Source organism: Xanthobacter nonsaccharivorans, from assembly GCF_043194755.2.
GTDB classification, from domain to species: domain Bacteria; phylum Pseudomonadota; class Alphaproteobacteria; order Rhizobiales; family Xanthobacteraceae; genus Xanthobacter; species Xanthobacter autotrophicus_G.
This window is the reverse complement of sequence record NZ_CM195526.1, coordinates 4310676-4328451: the sequence shown is the minus strand read 5'-3', so window position 1 is coordinate 4328451 and position 17776 is coordinate 4310676. Positions and strand designations below refer to the sequence as shown.

Genomic DNA, 17776 nt, shown 5'->3' with positions numbered 1-17776 from the left:
CAATCCGGGCGGATCCGGCTCTAGACTGCGGCTACCCCGCGGGGATTCGCGCGGCGGCACGGGGGTCCCATGGCGCGGCGCGATCATTCCTTCATCTGCCAGTCCTGCGGCGCGGTCTATGCGCGCTGGCAGGGCAAGTGCGAGGCGTGCGGCGCCTGGAACACCATCGCCGAGGAAGTGGCGGTGGCCGCCAGCGTGCCCGCCGCCCAGCGCTCCAGCCGCAAGGGCCGCGCCGTGGTGCTGGAGAAGCTGGAAGGCACGGCCAAGCCCGCGCCCCGGCTCGTCTCCGGCATCGGAGAGCTCGATCGGGTCGCCGGCGGCGGGTTCGTGCCCGGCTCCATCCTGCTCATCGGCGGCGATCCGGGCATCGGCAAGTCCACGCTGCTGGTGCAGGCCTCGGCGGCGCTCGCCACCGGCGGGCAGCGCGTCGTCTATGTGTCGGGCGAGGAGGCGGTGGACCAGGTGCGCCTGCGCGCCCAGCGGCTGGGCCTGGAGAAAGCCGATGTGGGCCTCGCCGCCGAAACCAATGCGGAGAACATCATCGCCACCCTCTCGGGTGGGCCGCCGGTTCACATGGTCGTGATCGATTCCATCCAGACCATGTGGTCGGACAGCGTGGAATCCGCCCCTGGCACGGTGACGCAGGTGCGCACCTCCGCCCAGCTGCTGGTGCGCTTCGCCAAGCAGACGGGGGCCTGCGTCATCCTTGTCGGCCATGTGACCAAGGACGGGCAGATCGCCGGCCCTCGGGTGGTGGAGCACATGGTGGACGCGGTGTTCTCCTTCGAGGGCGACGGCGGCCACCAGTTTCGCATCCTGCGTGCGCAGAAGAACCGCTTCGGGCCCACCGACGAGATCGGCGTGTTCGAGATGACAGGGCGCGGCCTCTCCGAGGTGGCCAACCCCTCGGAGCTGTTCCTCTCCAACCGCGACGCCGGGGCGCCGGGCACCGCCGTCTTCGCCGGCATGGAGGGCACGCGCCCGGTGCTGGTGGAGATCCAGGCGCTGGTGGCACCCTCCTCCCTCGGCACGCCGCGCCGGGCGGTGGTGGGGTGGGACCCGAACCGCCTTTCCATGGTGCTGGCGGTGCTGGATGCGCGCTGCGGCGTGCGTCTCGGCGGGCACGACGTCTATCTCAACGTGGCCGGCGGCCTCAGGATCGGCGAGCCGGCGGCCGACCTCGCGGTGGCGGCGGCCCTCGTCTCCTCACTCACCGGCGCCCCGCTGCCGGCGGATGCGGTCTATTTCGGCGAGGCGAGCCTCACCGGGGCCGTGCGGCAGGTGTCGCAGGCGCCGGCGCGGCTGAAGGAAGCGGCGAAGCTCGGCTTCGCGGGGGCCGTTATTCCCGCCGGGGGGCTGGACGGGGTGGAGGCGCCGGTGGCGGTGACCGCCGTTTCTTCCCTGGCGGAGCTGGTGGCGGGCATCGCGGCCCGCGCTCCGCGTCGGCCAGCCATGCGCGAGACGCGGAGCCCTTCCGGGCGCGACGCGACGCCACGGGCCGTCGCCCACGCCGACTGGCCGGAGGACGAGGGAAGGTGACGCGGCGCCTCGCGCGAGCTATATCAGCCGCGCGGCGAGGCTCCGGGGGGCGGAACGCCGCGCGCATCAGCGCCTCGCGGTGCGCCCTCACCACGGATCAATGCGCCGATGCCTGTGACCTTGCTCGACATTATTGTTTTGTCGGTCATGCTGATTTCCGGGTTGCTTGCGATGGTTCGCGGCTTCCTGCGCGAAGTCTTCTCCATCATGTCCTGGGTGGTGGCGGCCGGCGTGACCGCGTATTTCCACAAGCAGGCCTTGCCGTATGTGAAGCAGTACATTTCACAGGACTCGGCAGCGCTTGCGGTGACGGTCGCTCTTCTTTTTCTGGGCACGCTGCTGATCGCGTCGATCATCACCGCCCGCATTTCCGATCTGGTCCTGGACAGCCGAATCGGCGCCCTGGACCGCACTCTGGGCTTCCTCTTTGGCCTGGCCCGCGGCCTGCTGCTCATGGTGATCGCGCTTCTGTTCTTCAACTGGCTGGTGCCGCCGGAGAAGCTCCCCCCATGGGTTGCAAACGCAAAAACCCTGCCCGCCATGAAGAATATGGGGGAGTGGCTGAAGGCGCAGTTGCCGGATAACCCTGGAAACACCATTCTTAATCAACTAAAGAAACCGCCCGCCGGTGAGGAGGGCGATGCGCCCGCAACTCCGGCCGCCCCCGCAGGGGGGCCGCGGACGGATTTGGGGGGCACCATAATCAAGGCCGCGATGGCCCAGCCATCCGCCACGGGCGCGGGCACGTACCGCGGATCGGGGCGGCTGGGGTTGGGCCAGCCGGCCGAAAGCGCGCACGGCGTTGGCCTATAGCCGCCCGGGCGGAGGTGCATGATGGACTGCGACAGCCAGGGTCTCGAGACCGAGGGTGAAAAAGGCGCCGCGGCGCCCCACGGGCATGGCGCCCCTCTGCCGGAGACGCGCGGCGCCTTCGATCTCGATCTCAACGGGGACCGGCTGCGCGAGGAATGCGGCGTCTTCGGCATCTACAATCACCCGGAGGCCGCGGCCATCACGGCCATCGGCCTGCATGCGCTCCAGCATCGTGGGCAGGAAGCGGCGGGCATCGTCTCCTATGACGGCCGGCGCTTCCATTCCGAGCGGCGGCTCGGCCTCGTGGGCGACGCCTTCTCCGATGCCAACGTGATCGCCCGCCTTCCCGGCGATTCCGCCGTGGGCCACGTGCGCTACTCCACCACCGGCGAAACCCTGCTGCGCAACGTGCAGCCCTTGTTCGCCGAGCTCGATGCCGGCGGCTTCGCGGTGGGGCACAACGGCAACCTCACCAATGGCCTGACCCTGCGCAAGCAGCTGGTGCGCGAGGGGGCCATCACCCAGTCCACCACCGATACCGAGGTGATCCTTCACCTCGTGGCTCGCTCCAAGAAGCCGCGCTTCATCGACCGCTTCATTGATGCCCTGCGGGCCCTGGAAGGCGCTTATTCTCTGGTGGCGCTGACCAACAAGAAGCTCATCGGCGCCCGCGACCCGCTCGGCATCCGCCCGCTGGTGCTCGGCTCCCTGGAGGGCTCGCCCATCCTGGCGTCGGAGACCTGCGCCCTCGACATCATCGGCGCGCGCTACGTGCGCGACATCGAGAATGGCGAGGTGATCGTCATCGACGAGGAGGGCGTGCAGTCCTTCAAGCCGTTCCCGGAGATGGCCGCGCGCCCCTGCATCTTCGAGTACATCTATTTCGCCCGGCCGGATTCGGTGGTGGGCGGGCGCTCCGTCTACCAGGTGCGCAAGAAGATGGGCCAGGTGCTGGCGGAGGAGAGCCCCGCCAATGCCGACGTCATCGTTCCCGTGCCGGATTCCGGCGTGCCGGCGGCCATCGGCTTCTCCCAGCTCTCGGGCATTCCCTATGAGCTTGGCATCATCCGCAACCATTATGTGGGCCGCACCTTCATCCAGCCGACCCAGTCCATCCGCGACCAGGGCGTGCGCATGAAGCACTCCGCCAACCGTTCGGTGGTGGAGGGCAAGAGCATCGTCCTCGTGGACGACAGCCTCGTGCGCGGCACCACCTCGGTGAAGATCGTGCAGATGATGCGCGATGCGGGCGCCAAGGAGGTGCATTTCCGCATCGCCTCGCCGCCCATCACCCACCCCGACTATTACGGCATCGACACGCCGGACCGGGACAAGCTGCTCGCCGCCACCCACGACCTGGAGGGCATGCGGCGCTATATCGGCGCGGATTCGCTGGCCTTCCTGTCCGTCAATGGCGTTTATCGCGCCATGGGCTACGAGGCGCGCGATCCGGCGAAGCCCCAGTTCACCGATCACTGCTTCACGGGCGACTACCCCACCCCGCTCACCGACCGCGCGGGCGCCGTGGGACAGCAGCAGCTCTCCCTCCTCGCCGAGGCGAGCTGAGCCGCGGCCATCTGAGCCGGGACCATCTAAGCTGGGGCTTGGACTGGTCCTCTCTCCCGCCGGACGGGGGAGGGCTGGCGCGGCACAGGGACCAGATGGCCTCTTCCGGCGGGCCTGCGGGTCCTGCGTCTCCTCTTCCTTCGCCCGCTGAGGGGCGCAGGGCCTTCCCGTCACAACCACGGACCATTCCATGACCGCCGACCGGCCGCTCGCCGAGAAGATTGCCCTCGTCACCGGCGCCACGCGCGGCATTGGCGCCGCCACCGCGGTGGAGCTCGCGAAAGCCGGGGCGCATGTGGTGGCGGTGGGCCGTACCGAGGGGGCGCTTCAGGATATCGACGACGCCATCCGCGCGGTGGGCGGCTCGGCGACCCTGGTGCCGCTGGACCTGAAGGATTCCGAGGGCATCGATCGGCTGGGCGGCGCGCTCTACCAGCGCTACGGCCGGCTCGACGTGTTCGTGGCCAATGCCGGCGTGCTGGGACCGCTCTCCCCGCTCGGGCATGTGTTTCCCAAGGATTGGGACGACATCGTCGCGGTGAACCTCACCGCCAACTGGCGTTGCGTGCGCTCGTTCGACCCGCTGCTGAAGCTGTCGCCGACCGGGCGGGCGGTGGTGCTCACCTCTGGTGCGGCGCACAAGGCGCGCGCTTATTGGGGGCCTTACGCCATCACCAAGGCCGGGCTGGAGGTGATGGCCCGCACCTGGGCGGCGGAAAGCGTTACCGGCAATCTCAAGGTGAACCTCTTCAACCCCGGGCCCATCCGCACCCTGATGCGGGCGAAGGCCTTCCCGGGGGAGGACCCGATGACGCTGCCGACCCCCGAGGAAGCCGCCGCGGCCATCCTGCCCCTGTGCCTGCCCGGCTTCATGGAGACGGGAAAGCTCTACGATTTCCCGCAGGGCAAGCTGCTGGACTTCCATCTGCCGTCCTGAGGGCGCTCCGTTCGTTTCGGCGCGCCGGCCGGGCTCAGCCCAGGGCGGCGCGTTCTGCATCCGCGACGAGGGCGCTGGCGCTGGCTTCCGCCAGCGCAAAGCCGTAGAGCACGAGGCACGGCCCCTCGGCGCCGGCTTCCATCGCGCGCGTGACCTCCTCGTTCAGGGTCCCGATTTCGGCGAGGACGATCCTTTCCTCCGGCCGCGTCACCGAGAAGATGGCGATGGCGGGAGTCGCGGGATCGATGCCGGCGGCGAGCAGGTTGCGCACGAGGTCCGGCAGGGTGCGGCGGGGCATGTAGACCACCGTGGTGGCCGCCTTGTCGGAGAGGGCGCCAAAGTCGAGGTCCTTCGGCAGCTTGCCGTCGCGGGCGTGGGCGGTGACGAACTGTAGCCGACGCGCATGGTCGCGATGGGTCAGGGAGGTGACGAGCCGGCTCGCCGCCCCCTGCGGCGCGGAAATGCCGGGGATGACCTCCACCGGCACGCCGGAGGCGCGGCAATAAGCGATTTCCTCGCCGGCACGGCCGAAGATCATGGGCTCGCCGCCCTTCAGGCGCACCACCCGCCGGCCTTCCTTCGCCAGGTCCACCATCAGCGCGTTGATGTCGTCCTGCTTGCAGGAGGGGCCGTATCCGGTCTTGCCCACCAGCATCTTCCTCGCCTCGCGGCGGGCGAAATCGAGGACCGCGCCCGAGACGAGGTCGTCGTAAAGCACCACGTCCGCTGATTGGAGGGCGCGCACCGCCTTCAGCGTCAGCAGCTCCGGATCGCCGGGGCCGGCGCCCACCAGCACCACCGAGCCGGTATGCGGCGCCTGTCCCTCGGTTTCGATGGCGGCGAACAAGGCGGCGCGGTCCGCCTCCTCCGGCGCACGATGCGGCTCGGACAGCGCCTTGGCCGCGAAGCGCTCCCAGAAGGCGCGGCGGGCATGGTGGCTGAGGCCGCGGGCGGTCACCGCCTGACGCCAGGTCTTGGCCGCCAGAGCCCAGGCCTTGAAGCCGGACGGCAAGAGCGCCTCGATCTTCGCCCGCACCGCCTGCCCGAACACTGGAGCCGCGCCATCGGTGGAGATGCCCACCACGAGGGGAGAGCGGTTGACGATGGCACCGAAGGTGAAGTCGGACAGGGCCGGCTTGTCGATGACATTCACCGGCACGCCCGTGTCGCGGGCGGCCGCGCCGAACCGACCGGCTTCCTCATCCGCCTCGAAATCGCCGATGGCGAGGGTGGCGCCGGTGAGGTCGTCCTTATGCCAGGGGCGCACGTGAATGGCGATGGGGCCGTGGGGCGGCGCGCCGGCGAGGCGCCAGAGGTCCTCGCACACATGGGCGGCGATCACCTCCACCCGTGCGCCGGCGGCGGAAAGCAGCTCCGCTTTCCAGGCCGCCGCCTCGCCGCCGCCTGCCACCAGCACGCGCCGGCCCTCGAGCCCGAAGAAGACGGGCAGCCGCGCGATCTGCTCCATGCGCGCATGGCCGGTCTGGCGCGGCGCGCGGGGGCCATGGGTGGCGGGGCCGGATGCGGCCATGGGACAAGGTGCTCCTGACGGGGATCGTCCTTCAACGTAAGGCGGGCCGGCCCGGGGATCAACGCATCCGCGCCGTCCGGCGGTCGCCGCCGGACGGGGGTGCCGGATGGCGCCGCTCAGCCGCGGGCAGCCACCACGATGATCTCCACCAGGAACTGCGGCGCGGCCAGCTTGCCCTCGCTGGTGGCGCGGGCGGGCGGGTTCGCCTGGTCCACCCATGCGTCCCACACGCTGTTCATGCCGGCGAAATTGGCGATGTCCGACAGCCAGATGGTGGCCGTGAGGATGCGCGACTTGTCCGTGCCGGCGCGGGCCAGGAGGCTGTCGATGGAGGCGAGGACCGCGCGGGTCTGGCTTTCCACGTCCGGGCCCTCGGCCACCTGGCCGGCGAGATAGACGGTGTTGCCGTGGATCACGGCTTCGCTCATGCGGCGGCCCTTGTCGAGCCTCTCGATGCTCATGGGATGGTCCTTTCGTTCGGATGGGCGGTCTTTAGCAATTTTGCGGGCTTGTGTGCCAGCCGCGGTGGCGCGGGCCGAGGGGCCGTGCCTGTGGACGGCTTTCCGGATCTTCAACGGCGGCCGACGCGAGAGCCTCAGTGCGCTTCTTCCCAATTCTTCGCCGCGCGGGCATCCACCTTCAGCGGGACCGCGAGCTGCACCGCCGGGGCGGCGGCGCTCTCCATGGCGTGGCGTACCACCGGGATGGTCTTGTCCGCCTCGCCCTCCGGCACCTCGAACACCAGTTCGTCGTGCACCTGCAGCAGCATGCGCGCCTTGAGCCCGGCCGCGTCCAGCGCGGGCTCCATGCGGATCATGGCGCGGCGGATGATGTCCGCCGCCGTGCCCTGGAGGCGGGCGTTGATGGCGGCGCGCTCGTTGAAGGCGCGGATGGAGGGGTTCTTCGCGGCGATGTCGGGATAATGGCAGCGCCGGCCGAACAGGGTCTCCACGTAGCCGTGCTCGCGACAGAAGGCCTTGGTTTCCTCCATATAGTCGCGGATGCCGGGGAAACGCTCGAAATAGCGCTTGATGTACTGCCCGGCCTCCTCGCGCGGAATGCCCAGCTGGTTGGCGAGGCCGAAGGCGGAGATGCCGTAGATGATGCCGAAGTTGATGGCCTTGGCCCGCCGGCGGATCTCGGCCGGCATGTCCTTGACCGGCACGCCGAACATCTCGGACGCCGTCATGGCGTGGATGTCGAGCCCCTCGGTGAAGGCGCTGCGCAGGGCGGGGATCTCGGCGATCTCGGCCAGCAACCGCAATTCGATCTGCGAATAGTCCGCCGAGACGAGAAGGTTGCCCTCCTCGGCCACGAAGGCGCGGCGGATGCGGCGGCCTTCCTCGGTGCGGACGGGAATGTTCTGCAAATTGGGGTCGGAGGAGGAGAGCCGCCCAGTGGTGGTGGCGGCCAGCGCATAGGAGGTGTGGACGCGCTTCGTCTGCGGGTGCACGAAATTGGGCAGCGCGTCCGTATAGGTGGAGCGCAGCTTGGAGAGCTGGCGCCAGTCCAGGATCTTCTGCGGCAGCTTGTGCCCGGCCTCGGCCAGCTCCTCCAGCGCGGTGGCCTTGGTGGACCACATGCCGGTGGCGGTCTTGGTGCCGCCGGGCAGGCCCATCTTGCCGAACAGGATGTCGCCCATCTGCTTCGGCGAGCCCACGTTCAGCCGTTCGCCGGCGAGCTCCGCGATCTCGTCCTCGATGCGCGCCGCGCCCTGGGCGAATTCGGAGGACAGGCGCGCCAGCATGGCCTTGTCGATGGAGATGCCCCGGCTTTCCATGCGGGCGAGCACGGGGATAAGCGGCCGCTCCAGCGTCTCGTAGACGGTGGTGCGGCCTTCCGCGGCAAGGCGCGGCTTCAGCACCTGCCACAGGCGCAAGGTGACGTCCGCATCCTCGGCGGCATAGGCGGTGGCCGGCTCCAGCGGTACCTTGTCGAAGGTGACCTGCGCCTTGCCCTTGCCGGTGACTTCCGAATAGGCGATCGGCTGGTGGCCGAGGTGGAGGACGGACAGCTCGTCCATGCCATGGCCGTTGCGGCCGGCGTCCAGCGCGTAGGACATGCACATGGTGCAGTCGATGGGGGCGACCTTTATGCCGTGCCGGGCGAGCACCAGCTGGTCGTACTTCACATTGTGCCCGATCTTGAGGGCGCCCTTGTCCTCCAGCACCGGCTTGAGCGCGGCGATGGCCTCGGCAAGGGGGATCTGGCCGGGCAGCAGGCCCTCGCTGAACAGGCCATCCCCCGCGCCCTGGTGAGCGAGCGGGATGTAGCAGGCCTCGTTGGGCGAAAGCGCCAGCGAGACGCCCACGAGATCTGCCTGCATGGGGTCGAGGGAATTGGTCTCCGTGTCGAAGGCGACGACGCCAATATCCATGGCCTTCGCACACCAGGCCTTCAGCTCGGCGATGTCGAGAATGGTGCGGTAGGCCTTGCGGTCCACCGGGGTGGCGCGGGCCTGCTGCGCCCGGGCATGGGCGAGGTCGGCGGGGGTGAGCGTGCCCTCGGCCTCGGGGGGGGCAGGCGCAGCCGCCTTCCCCTCGGCGGGCGCCGCCTCCTCCGCGCCGCCGGGGGAGAAGAGGTCGCCCTTGGGGGCGAGCCTCGGGTCCGGCTCCACCTCGCCGGCCTCCACCCCATAGGCCTCGGCCACGCGACGGGTGATGGTGGTGAACTCCATGGCCTTCAGGAAGGCGATGAGCTGCTTCGCGTCGGGCGCCTCCAGCACGAGGTTGTCGAGCGGCACCTCCACCGCCACGTCGCGGACCAGCGTCACCAATTGCTTGGAGATGCGCGCGGCCTCGGCGTTGTTCAGGAGCGATTCCCGCCGCTTGGGCTGCTTGATCTCGCCGGCGCGGGCGAGCAGCGTATCGAGGTCGCCATACTCCGAGATGAGCTGGGCGGCGGTCTTGATGCCGATGCCCGGCACGCCCGGCACGTTGTCGGTGGAATCGCCGGCCAGGGCCTGCACGTCGGTGACCTTTTCCGGCGGCACGCCGAAATATTCCACAACCTCGCCAAGGCCGATGCGTCGCTCCGGCCGCGCCCCGCGCCCGCCGCTCTCGCCCGAGGCGGGGTCGTACATGGCCACCTTGGGGCCGATGAGCTGCATCAGGTCCTTGTCGGCGGAGACGATGAGCACGTCCGCCCCCGCCTTCACCGCCTCGTCGGCATAGGTGGCGATGAGGTCATCCGCCTCGTAGCGGGCCTGCTCCACCGGGATGAGCCCGAAGGCGCGCACCGCCTCGCGCATGAGGGGGAATTGGGGAATCAGCTCGTCCGGCGGGTCGGAGCGGTTGGCCTTGTAGGCGGGGTACAGCTCCTTGCGGAACGAATCCTCCGACTTGTCGAAGATGATGGCGAGATGGGTCGGCTTGATGCCCACGGCCCCGTCACGCACGAACTGGAACAGCTTGGTGCAGAACAGCCGGACGGCGCCCGTGGGCAGCCGGTCCGAGCGGAAATTGTACTTCCGGTCCTGGTTGATGGACTGGAAATAGGCGCGGAACACGAAGGACGAGCCATCCACCAGGAACACGTGGTCGCCGGGCTTGATGGGGCGGGGGGAGGGCGACATGGAACGAGCCTTCGAACAATCCGCGACTGAAGGCGCGCACGATGCCCGAGGGGAGGATGGCGGACAAGGGGCGGTGCGCTTATCGCCCGCCCGCGCCGGTGAGACCCCCTGATCCCGCGGGCGCCGGAGCGCGGTCGGGCCAGTCGGCGAAATAGCCGGGGTGGGCGGCTGCGAGGTCGTCGAGGCTGGGGATGAGGCGGCCGAGATGGGCGGCCATGGCCGCTTCGGCCTTGTCCGCATCCGTGGAGGCGATGGCATCCGCCACGGTCGTGTGCTCGGCAATGGCCGCTGCCCGGCGATGCGGGGAGGGCAAAGCAAGGAGGCGGCAGCGGTCCACATGGGCCTTCTCCTGCCGGATCACCCGCCAGAGGTTGGGATGGCCGGCGAGTTCGGCGATGGCCTGGTGGAAGTCCTCATCCGCGGCGTGGAAATCGGCGAGGGCCGCCGAGTCATGGGCGATCCGCTGGCGGCGGATCGCAGACCGGATGGGCTCCATGAGGGCGGGCCGGTCTGCCGCCGGTGCTGCTGCGACGGCCTCGGCTGCCGCGCGCACGCCCGCGCGCTCCAGCGCGCTGCGGATCACCATGGCGTCGCGCACGGCTTCCACGCTGATGCGGGAGACGAAGGTGCCGTGCTGGGGAAACACGTCCACCAGGCGTTCGTCGGCCAGCTTCAGGATCGCCTCGCGGACCGGCGTGCGGCTGACCCCGTAGGCGAGGGCGATCTGCTTTTCCTGAAGGGCGCTGCCCGGGGCGAGGCTCATGGCCACGATCGCGTCGCGCAGGGCGGTGTGGATGCGGGCCGAGGCCGGCACCGCGCGGAGGGGCTCGCGTCGGACGGTCTCGCGGCCTGCGGGAATGCGCCTGAGACCCGTCATGCTTTGGTCCCTCCCTTGGCCGCAGGGGGCCAGCTTGTGGCTCGTTCTGAACTAATATACTAGCATATCAGAGGGGTCAAACTTCGCTGGGTGAAAAGCGAAGCGCGTGCGGGAGGATTTGGAATGCAGGCGAAGCTTGGCACGGCGCCGCGTGTCCTCAGGCTTTCGGGCGAGGACAATGTGGCGGTCGCCCTCGATGACGTGGGGGCGGGCGCTCCGGTGGCCGGCGTCACCGCCGCTCAGCGCATTCCGCGCGGCCACAAGTTCGCCCTCGTGCCCATCGCCGAGGGGGCGCCGGTCCGGAAGTTCGGGCAGATCATCGGCTTTGCCTCGGAGCAGATCGCGCCCGGCGCGCACATCCACACCCACAATGTGGTGATGCACGATTTCGCCCGCGACTATGCCTTTTGCGTCGATGCCAGGGCCGATACGCTGGTGCCGGCCGCTGAGCGCGCCACCTTTCAGGGCTATCGCCGCTCCAACGGGCGCACCGGCACGCGCAACTACATCGGCATTCTCACCAGCGTGAACTGCTCGGCCTCCGTGGCGCGGTTCGCGGCGCAGGCGGTGGAGCGCACCGGGCTGCTCGCGGATTATCCCGGCATCGACGGCATCGTGCCGATCATCCACGGCACGGGATGCGGGATGGCGTCCAAGGGGGAGGGCTACGATGTGCTCTCGCGCACCCTCTGGGGCTACGCCACCCACCCCAACTTCGCCGCGGTGGTGATGGTAGGCCTGGGCTGCGAGATGTTTCAGATCGCCCGCTTCAAGCAGGATTACGGGGTGGAGGAGAGCGATGGCTTCCGCTCCCTCACCATCCAGGACGAAGGCGGCACGCGCCGCACGGTGGAGCATATCCTCGGCGCCATCCGGGAGATGCTGCCCAAGGCCGCCGCGGCCCGGCGCGAGGCGCGGCCCGCATCCGAGATCGTCCTCGCGCTCCAGTGTGGTGGTTCCGACGGCTATTCGGCCCTCACCGCCAACCCGGCCCTCGGCGTCGCCTCCGATCTGCTGGTGGCGCAGGGCGGAACATCCATCCTCTCCGAGACGCCGGAGATCTATGGCGCCGAGCACCTGCTCACCCGCCGCGCCGCCACGCGCGAGGTGGGCGAGAAGCTCGTCTCCCGCATCAGGTGGTGGGAGGATTACACCGCCCGCAACGCGGGGGAGATGAACAACAATCCCTCGCCGGGCAACAAGGCGGGCGGGCTCACCACCATTCTTGAGAAGTCGTTGGGCGCCGCCGCCAAGGGCGGGGCCTCGACCCTGAAGGCGGTCTATGAATATGCCGAGCCGGTGACGACCCCGGGCTTCGTCTTCATGGATACCCCCGGCTACGACCCGGTCGCCGCCACCGGGCAGGTGGCGGGCGGGGCGAACCTCATCTGCTTCACCACCGGCCGAGGCTCCGCCTTCGGCTGCAAGCCGGCGCCGTCCATCAAGCTCGCCACCAACTCCGACATCTATCGCCGGATGGAGGAGGACATGGACATCAATTGCGGGGACATCCTCGATGGCGTGCCGCTGGAGGCGAAGGGCCGGGAGATCTTCGAGAAAGTGCTGGCAGTGGCGTCCGGCGCCCGCACCAAGTCCGAGGAGTTCGGCTACGGCGATGCCGAGTTCGTTCCCTGGCAGATTGGCGCCGTCATGTAGACGGCACGGCGCGCGCCGGCCTGATCGGCCGGCGAAGGGGCCTGAGGTCAAAGGAACTGTGGGCAGGAGTGCGATGTCCAACCCATTCGATCTTTCCGGCCTTCGGGCCGTGGTGACGGGCGCCAACACAGGCCTCGGTCAAGCCATTGCCGTGGCGCTTGGCGGCGCGGGAGCGGCAGTGGTAGGCGTCGGCCGCTCGGCCATGGACGAGACGGCAGAGCGCGTGGCCGATGTGGGCGGCCGCTTCTCCGCCGTTTCCGCCGATCTCGCGTCCCTGGACCCCATCGAGCGGATCGTTGCGGAGGCCGGTGCCGGCGGGCGCATCGACGTGCTCGTCAACAACGCCGGCATCATTCGCCGGGCGGATGCCCTCGATTTCACCGAAGCGGATTGGGACGACGTGATGAACGTCAACCTCAAGTCCACCTTCTTCCTCACCCAGGCGGTGGCGCGGCACATGCTCGCCGATGGCAGGGGTGGCAAGGTGATCAACATCGCCTCGCTCCTGTCCTTCCAGGGCGGCATCCGCATTCCTTCCTACACCGCGAGCAAGAGCGGCCTTGCTGGATTAACGCGCCTGCTCGCCTGCGAATGGGCTGGCAGGGGCATCAACGTGAATGCCATCGCCCCCGGTTATTTCGTCACCAACAACACCGAGGCCCTGCGGCAGGACGAGGAACGCTCGACCGCGATCCTGGGCCGGATTCCCGCAGGCCGCTGGGGCGATCCCTCGGATATCGGCGGGGCGGCCGTGTTTCTTTCTTCCCGCGCGGCGGACTATGTGCACGGGATCGTGCTGCCGGTGGATGGCGGCTGGCTCGCTCGGTAGGGCAGTGGCGATAGCGCGCCCCGGCGCGTCAGCATCAGGAGAGTTCCATGACCGTGAAAGGGGAGGTCTTCGCCTTCGCCGCGGCGACGCCGATGGAGGAGGTGGACGACATCGTCAGCCGCCAGATCCTCACCTTCAACGACGAGATCATGATGGTGCGGGTGACTTTCAAGAAGGCGGGCCCCGGCGGCCAGCCCCACGGCCATCCGCATGTGCAGGTGACGAGCGTGGAGAGTGGGGTGTTCGACCTCGCCATCGGCGGGAGGACGGCCCGGCTCACGGCCGGGGACAGCTTCTACGTGCCGTCCGGCGTCCACCACGGGGTGGTCTGCATCGAGCCGGGGGTGCTGGTGGACGTGTTCACGCCCATGCGCGAGGAATTCGTGGCGGAGGCCTGAGGTAAATCAGCGGGCGGCGGCGGCCTTCGTGCGGAGCGCGGCGGCGAGCCGTGCTCCATCGCCCGCGATGCGAAAGGTCTTCACCCGCGCGGTGGCCCCCGAGGCGAGCTTCACCTGCGAGGGGGCGACGCCGGCCGCTTCCGCCAGCACACGGCCGACAGCCGCCGTCGCCGCGCCGTCCTCCGGTGCCACGCGCACGCGCACCTTCAGCACGTCCCGCCCGTCCGAGAGGCTCGCGACGCCGTCAATCGCGTCGCGCCCGCCGCGCGGGGTGGCGCGGATGGTCACCTCCACCCCGTCGGCGAGCTGCTTCAGGAACGACAAGGGCCGGCTCCCGGCGTGATCAGAACACGTAAGGGTAGATGTAATAGTGGATCACTTGCTGCAGGAAGAAAACGAGCAGGATGACCACCATGGGCGAGAGATCGATGCCGCCGAGGTCCGGCAGCACCCGGCGAATGGGGCCGAGCACCGGCTCGGTGATGCGGTAGAGGAACTCGCCCACGTTCCGCACGAAGGAATTGTGGGGGTTCACCACATTGAAGGCGACCAGCCATGACAGGACGGCCGCTGCAATCAGCAGCCAGACGTAAAGTTGCAGAACGACAAGGATGACGTCGAGCAGCGCGCGCATCGCAGGAAAGGTCCCCAGGGAGTTGCGGTGACAGCAATAGCCCCCCGGGGCTCATCTGAACAAGGCGTAAGGCGTCGCATCGCGACACCGGGACCGCAGGCGCTCACTCGGTCGAGTCGCCGTCGCCCGGGTGGGCGATATCGGGCAGGGCGCCCGTGCCGGGCGTCCGCTCCGGATCCATCAGCTCCGCGCGGGCGTGGGGGCCGGCGGCGGGAAAATCATAAGTCGCGATTGCCGCAGGCTTGCCTGCACCCTTGACCTCCGGCGCGGAAACCGGCCGCCGCGGAGCCCCCACCCGGGTCGGGCGGCCGGACGCCTTGGGGGCGCCCTTCTTGGGGAAAGTACGCTTGTGAACCGACATGTACGCCTCCTGTACTCCGCGCATCCCGTCTTCCTGAGATATAACGCGCAAGGTGGCCCGATGGTTGCATGCGCGATGCGGAGATGTTGCCGCGGAAGGGGTGAGGCGCTATGGCGCGAAACCCGGAGCCTACCGCCGTAAAAACGCCGCTGAATGGGTGTGTGTGCGCGACGGCGCGACTGTGAGCCGCGGCGGCTCCGTTTTTGGGGACGCTGGCGAAGGCTTGGGCTGCGCCGGTCGACTTTGACCGGTCGAACTTGACTTGGCGGCCCCGCGAAGGCAGCTTCGCGCCGCGTCGGGGGGGCGCCGCATTCGACCCCCTCCAACCCATACGGAACCTCATGCGCAGCTATCTGGACTTCGAGAAGCCGGTCGCCGAACTCGAGGCCAAGGTGGAAGAGCTGCGGGCGCTCGCCTCCTCCGGCGAAGGCGTTGCCATCACCGACGAGGTGCAGCGGCTCGAGGCCAAGGCCCGCGAGGCTCTCGTCGCCCTCTATGCCAACCTCACGCCCTGGCAGAAGACCCTGGTCGCGCGCCATCCGCAGCGGCCTCACTTCGCCGACTTCGCCAAGGCCCTGTTCGAGGATTTCACGCCGCTCGCCGGCGATCGCAAATACGGCGAGGACGAAGCCATCATCGGCGGCTTCGCCCGCTTCCGCGGCGAGAGCGTGTGCGTGCTCGGGCACGAGAAGGGGTCTTCCACGGAGACCCGCATCCGGCACAATTTCGGCATGGCCCGCCCCGAGGGCTACCGCAAGGCTGCCCGCATCATGGAACTGGCGGACCGGTTCGGCGTGCCGGTGATCTCGCTGGTGGACACCGCAGGGGCCTATCCTGGCATCGGCGCGGAGGAGCGCGGGCAGGCCGAGGCCATCGCCCGCTCCACCGATGCCTGCCTCGGACTCAGCGTTCCCAACGTGGCGCTGGTGATCGGCGAGGGCGGCTCGGGCGGGGCCATCGCCATCGCCACCGCCAACAAGGTGCTGATGATGGAGCACGCCATCTACAGCGTCATCTCGCCGGAGGGCGCAGCCTCCATCCTGTGGCGGGACACGGCGAAGGCGCAGGACGCCGCCACCAACATGAAGATCACCGCCCAGGACCTCCTGAAGTTCGGCATCATCGACACCATCGTGAAGGAACCTTCAGGTGGCGCGCATCGCGATCCCGAGGCGGCCGTCGCGGCGGCGGGTGAGGCCATCGCCGATTCCCTGTCGTCTCTCTCCGGGCTCGACGGCGCGGCCGTGCGCAAGGCGCGCCGCGACAAGTTCCTCGCCATCGGCCGCGGACTTTAACCATGTGCACCGGCCATGGGGGATCCCGGGCCGGCGCACCTCATCTTGGCCGCATTTGCCTTATTTTCTCCATGGCATGCCAGCGGAGCGCCATTGACGCTTCATCAAGGCTGAGGGGCTAAGCTTGTCGGTCCTCGTGGCCGGTAGGACCCGGGAGTAGTGCGTTGAGCCGTCTTCAGACGAAATTCTCGTCCCGCGCCCGCATGGCGGCTCTGGCCGCCTTCTCGGCGCTCGCCCTCGCCGCCTGCAACGCCACCGACGCCGAGGTGGCGCGCAAGGCCAACAAGCCGCTCACCCCGCAGATGGTGTCCCTGCTGTCGCAGAAGGACATGGCCCCCGCGAGCCCCATGCTCGTGCGCATCTTCAAGGAAGAGGCCGAGCTCGAGGTGTGGAAGGTGACGTCGGATGGCTCCTTCGCCCTTCTGAAGACCTACCCCATCTGCCGCTGGTCGGGCGAGCTGGGCCCTAAGGTGCGCATGGGCGACCGGCAGGCCCCGGAAGGCTTCTATGCCATCACCCCCGGGCAGATGAACCCGAATTCCAATTACTACCTGTCATTCAACCTGGGCTTCCCGAACGCCTTCGACAAGGCCTATGGGCGGACCGGCGAGTTCCTCATGGTGCACGGCGACTGCTCCTCGGCCGGCTGCTACGCCATGACGGACGAGCAGATTTCCGAGATCTTCTCCCTGGCGCGCGAGAGCTTCGCGGGTGGCCAGCGCTCCTTCCAGGTGCAGGCCTACCCCTTCCGCATGACGCCGAAGAATCTCGCCAAGCACCGCAACAATCCCAACATGGCCTTCTGGCGCAACCTGAAGCAGGGCTACGACCACTTCGAGGTGACGAAGCAGGAGCCCAAGGTGAACGTGTGCGGCCGCGCCTACGTCTTTGACGCAGAGCCCGTGCCCGGCCGCGCCTTCGACGCCAACCAGTCCTGCCCGCCCTACCAGGTGGCGCCACAGGTCGCGGCCGCCGTTGCCGAGAAGCAGCGCGCCGACGACGCCCAGGTAGCGGCTCTCGCTCCCTCCTCGCCGGTGGTGCCCGTGCGCACCGGCAGTGACGGCGGCATGCACCCGGTGTTTCTCGCCAAGCTGAAGGAGCGCGAGAGCGGCCAGATGTCCTTCTCCGAGGCGCCCGGAACCCTGCCGGAGTATGTGAATCCTCCAAAGGTGACGGATGCTTCGCTGGCGGCGGCCGCCGCGCGCGCCACCTCCGATGCGACGCCTGCGCCGGTGACCACCGGCTCGGTGGCCCCGGCTGCGGTGCCCGCGGCGACGGCATCGGTCGGCGGTTCCGCGGCCCCCCTGCCGCCGGTGAAACCGTCCGCCTCGACGCAGAAGCCCTCCACCGTCGCGAGCATGTCGTCGGGAGGGGCGGCCTCCGGCTATTCCCAGTGACGAGGGGAAGGCGTGTCCTCGGCGAGGCCTAGCGGGCCTCGGCTGAGCCGGCCGATGTTCTCGTCGCGGTCGTGAGGCCGCTTTGGCTGACGTGTGGTCGACGGGGAGCCATCCCATCGACGGCGATCAGCCCTGCAGGCGCTTTTTCCCGGTGTCCGGCCCAGGTGGTGGGCGTCGAACCGCAGCCCCGGGGCGCTGGTCGGGCTCAAGGGTGGGTAGAGCAGCCTCGAAACCTATTCGCCCCTGCTGGCGGCATCGGTGGTTCTGCACCGCGCCACGTCTGCCCCATGCCGGGCATGAGGAGTGGGCTGGAGACAGCCCCGCGTCCCCTCTCATTTTCCTGACTTTTCGGAGTGGGGACGGACGACG

The 17776-nt window shown here is 69.0% G+C and carries 16 protein-coding genes; 9 read left to right on the top strand and 7 right to left on the bottom strand.

Features of this window, described 5'->3' with window-relative positions:
• Nucleotides 1-69: 69 nt before the first annotated feature.
• From radA to V5F59_RS19680, 4 genes are all read left to right on the top strand, one after another.
• The gene (gene radA, locus V5F59_RS19695) at nt 70-1539 is read left to right on the top strand and encodes a DNA repair protein RadA (protein ID WP_393976824.1); all 1470 of its coding nucleotides are present in this window, start codon (nt 70-72) and stop codon (nt 1537-1539) included.
• Between the two features lie 108 nt (nt 1540-1647).
• The gene (locus V5F59_RS19690; RefSeq protein ID WP_393976822.1) at nt 1648-2352 is read left to right on the top strand and encodes a CvpA family protein; all 705 of its coding nucleotides are present in this window, start codon (nt 1648-1650) and stop codon (nt 2350-2352) included.
• Between the two features lie 18 nt (nt 2353-2370).
• On the top strand, nt 2371-3918 hold the full coding sequence (gene purF / locus V5F59_RS19685) for an amidophosphoribosyltransferase (RefSeq protein WP_509211116.1): 1548 nt from the start codon (nt 2371-2373) through the stop codon (nt 3916-3918).
• Between the two features lie 190 nt (nt 3919-4108).
• Entirely contained in the window at nt 4109-4855 is a 747-nt protein-coding gene (locus V5F59_RS19680) for an SDR family NAD(P)-dependent oxidoreductase (RefSeq protein WP_393976818.1), read from the top strand.
• Between the two features lie 34 nt (nt 4856-4889).
• On the opposite strand, the gene cysG is transcribed toward V5F59_RS19680, so the two are convergent.
• The 4 genes from cysG to V5F59_RS19660 all read right to left on the bottom strand — a co-directional run bounded on the left by cysG (nt 4890) and on the right by V5F59_RS19660 (nt 10837).
• Nucleotides 4890-6386 carry a siroheme synthase CysG gene (gene cysG / locus V5F59_RS19675; protein ID WP_393976816.1) on the bottom strand — a complete coding sequence of 499 codons (1497 nt, stop codon included), beginning with the start codon at nt 6384-6386 and terminating at the stop codon, nt 4890-4892.
• Nucleotides 6387-6502: 116 nt separating this feature from the next.
• On the bottom strand, nt 6503-6847 hold the full coding sequence (locus V5F59_RS19670; protein ID WP_393976814.1) for a RidA family protein: 345 nt from the start codon (nt 6845-6847) through the stop codon (nt 6503-6505).
• 134 nt (nt 6848-6981) lie between these two features.
• Nucleotides 6982-9960: a DNA polymerase I gene (gene polA / locus V5F59_RS19665; RefSeq protein WP_393976812.1), complete on the bottom strand. Its 2979-nt coding sequence runs from the start codon at nt 9958-9960 to the stop codon at nt 6982-6984.
• 79 nt (nt 9961-10039) lie between these two features.
• Entirely contained in the window at nt 10040-10837 is a 798-nt protein-coding gene (locus tag V5F59_RS19660; protein ID WP_393976810.1) for a GntR family transcriptional regulator, read from the bottom strand.
• Nucleotides 10838-10960: 123 nt separating this feature from the next.
• On the opposite strand from V5F59_RS19660, the gene V5F59_RS19655 reads away from it, so the two are divergent.
• From V5F59_RS19655 to V5F59_RS19645, 3 genes are all read left to right on the top strand, one after another.
• Nucleotides 10961-12493: a D-arabinonate dehydratase gene (locus V5F59_RS19655; protein ID WP_393976808.1), complete on the top strand. Its 1533-nt coding sequence runs from the start codon at nt 10961-10963 to the stop codon at nt 12491-12493.
• A gap of 73 nt (nt 12494-12566) precedes the next feature.
• Entirely contained in the window at nt 12567-13322 is a 756-nt protein-coding gene (kduD, locus tag V5F59_RS19650; protein ID WP_393976806.1) for a 2-dehydro-3-deoxy-D-gluconate 5-dehydrogenase KduD, read from the top strand.
• A gap of 47 nt (nt 13323-13369) precedes the next feature.
• A complete protein-coding gene (locus tag V5F59_RS19645; RefSeq protein WP_393976804.1) occupies nt 13370-13720 on the top strand; it encodes a cupin domain-containing protein in 351 nt (116 codons plus the stop codon).
• A 6-nt stretch (nt 13721-13726) separates the two neighbouring features.
• Here the strand turns inward: V5F59_RS19645 and V5F59_RS19640 are convergent, their stop codons facing one another.
• From V5F59_RS19640 to V5F59_RS19630, 3 genes are all read right to left on the bottom strand, one after another.
• Entirely contained in the window at nt 13727-14044 is a 318-nt protein-coding gene (locus V5F59_RS19640) for a DUF167 family protein (protein ID WP_393976802.1), read from the bottom strand.
• 19 nt (nt 14045-14063) lie between these two features.
• Nucleotides 14064-14354 (bottom strand): YggT family protein, encoded by a 291-nt coding sequence (locus V5F59_RS19635; protein ID WP_393976800.1) that lies wholly within the window; start codon nt 14352-14354, stop codon nt 14064-14066.
• Between the two features lie 103 nt (nt 14355-14457).
• Nucleotides 14458-14715, bottom strand: coding sequence for a hypothetical protein (locus tag V5F59_RS19630; RefSeq protein ID WP_393976798.1), 258 nt, complete (start codon nt 14713-14715; stop codon nt 14458-14460).
• A 341-nt stretch (nt 14716-15056) separates the two neighbouring features.
• Here V5F59_RS19630 and V5F59_RS19625 point away from each other — a divergent pair, with 341 nt between their 5' ends.
• Entirely contained in the window at nt 15057-16010 is a 954-nt protein-coding gene (locus V5F59_RS19625; protein ID WP_393976796.1) for an acetyl-CoA carboxylase carboxyltransferase subunit alpha, read from the top strand.
• A gap of 164 nt (nt 16011-16174) precedes the next feature.
• Complete coding sequence (locus V5F59_RS19620) at nt 16175-17407, top strand: hypothetical protein (protein ID WP_393976794.1); 1233 nt, start codon at nt 16175-16177, stop codon at nt 17405-17407.
• Nucleotides 17408-17776: the final 369 nt, after the last annotated feature.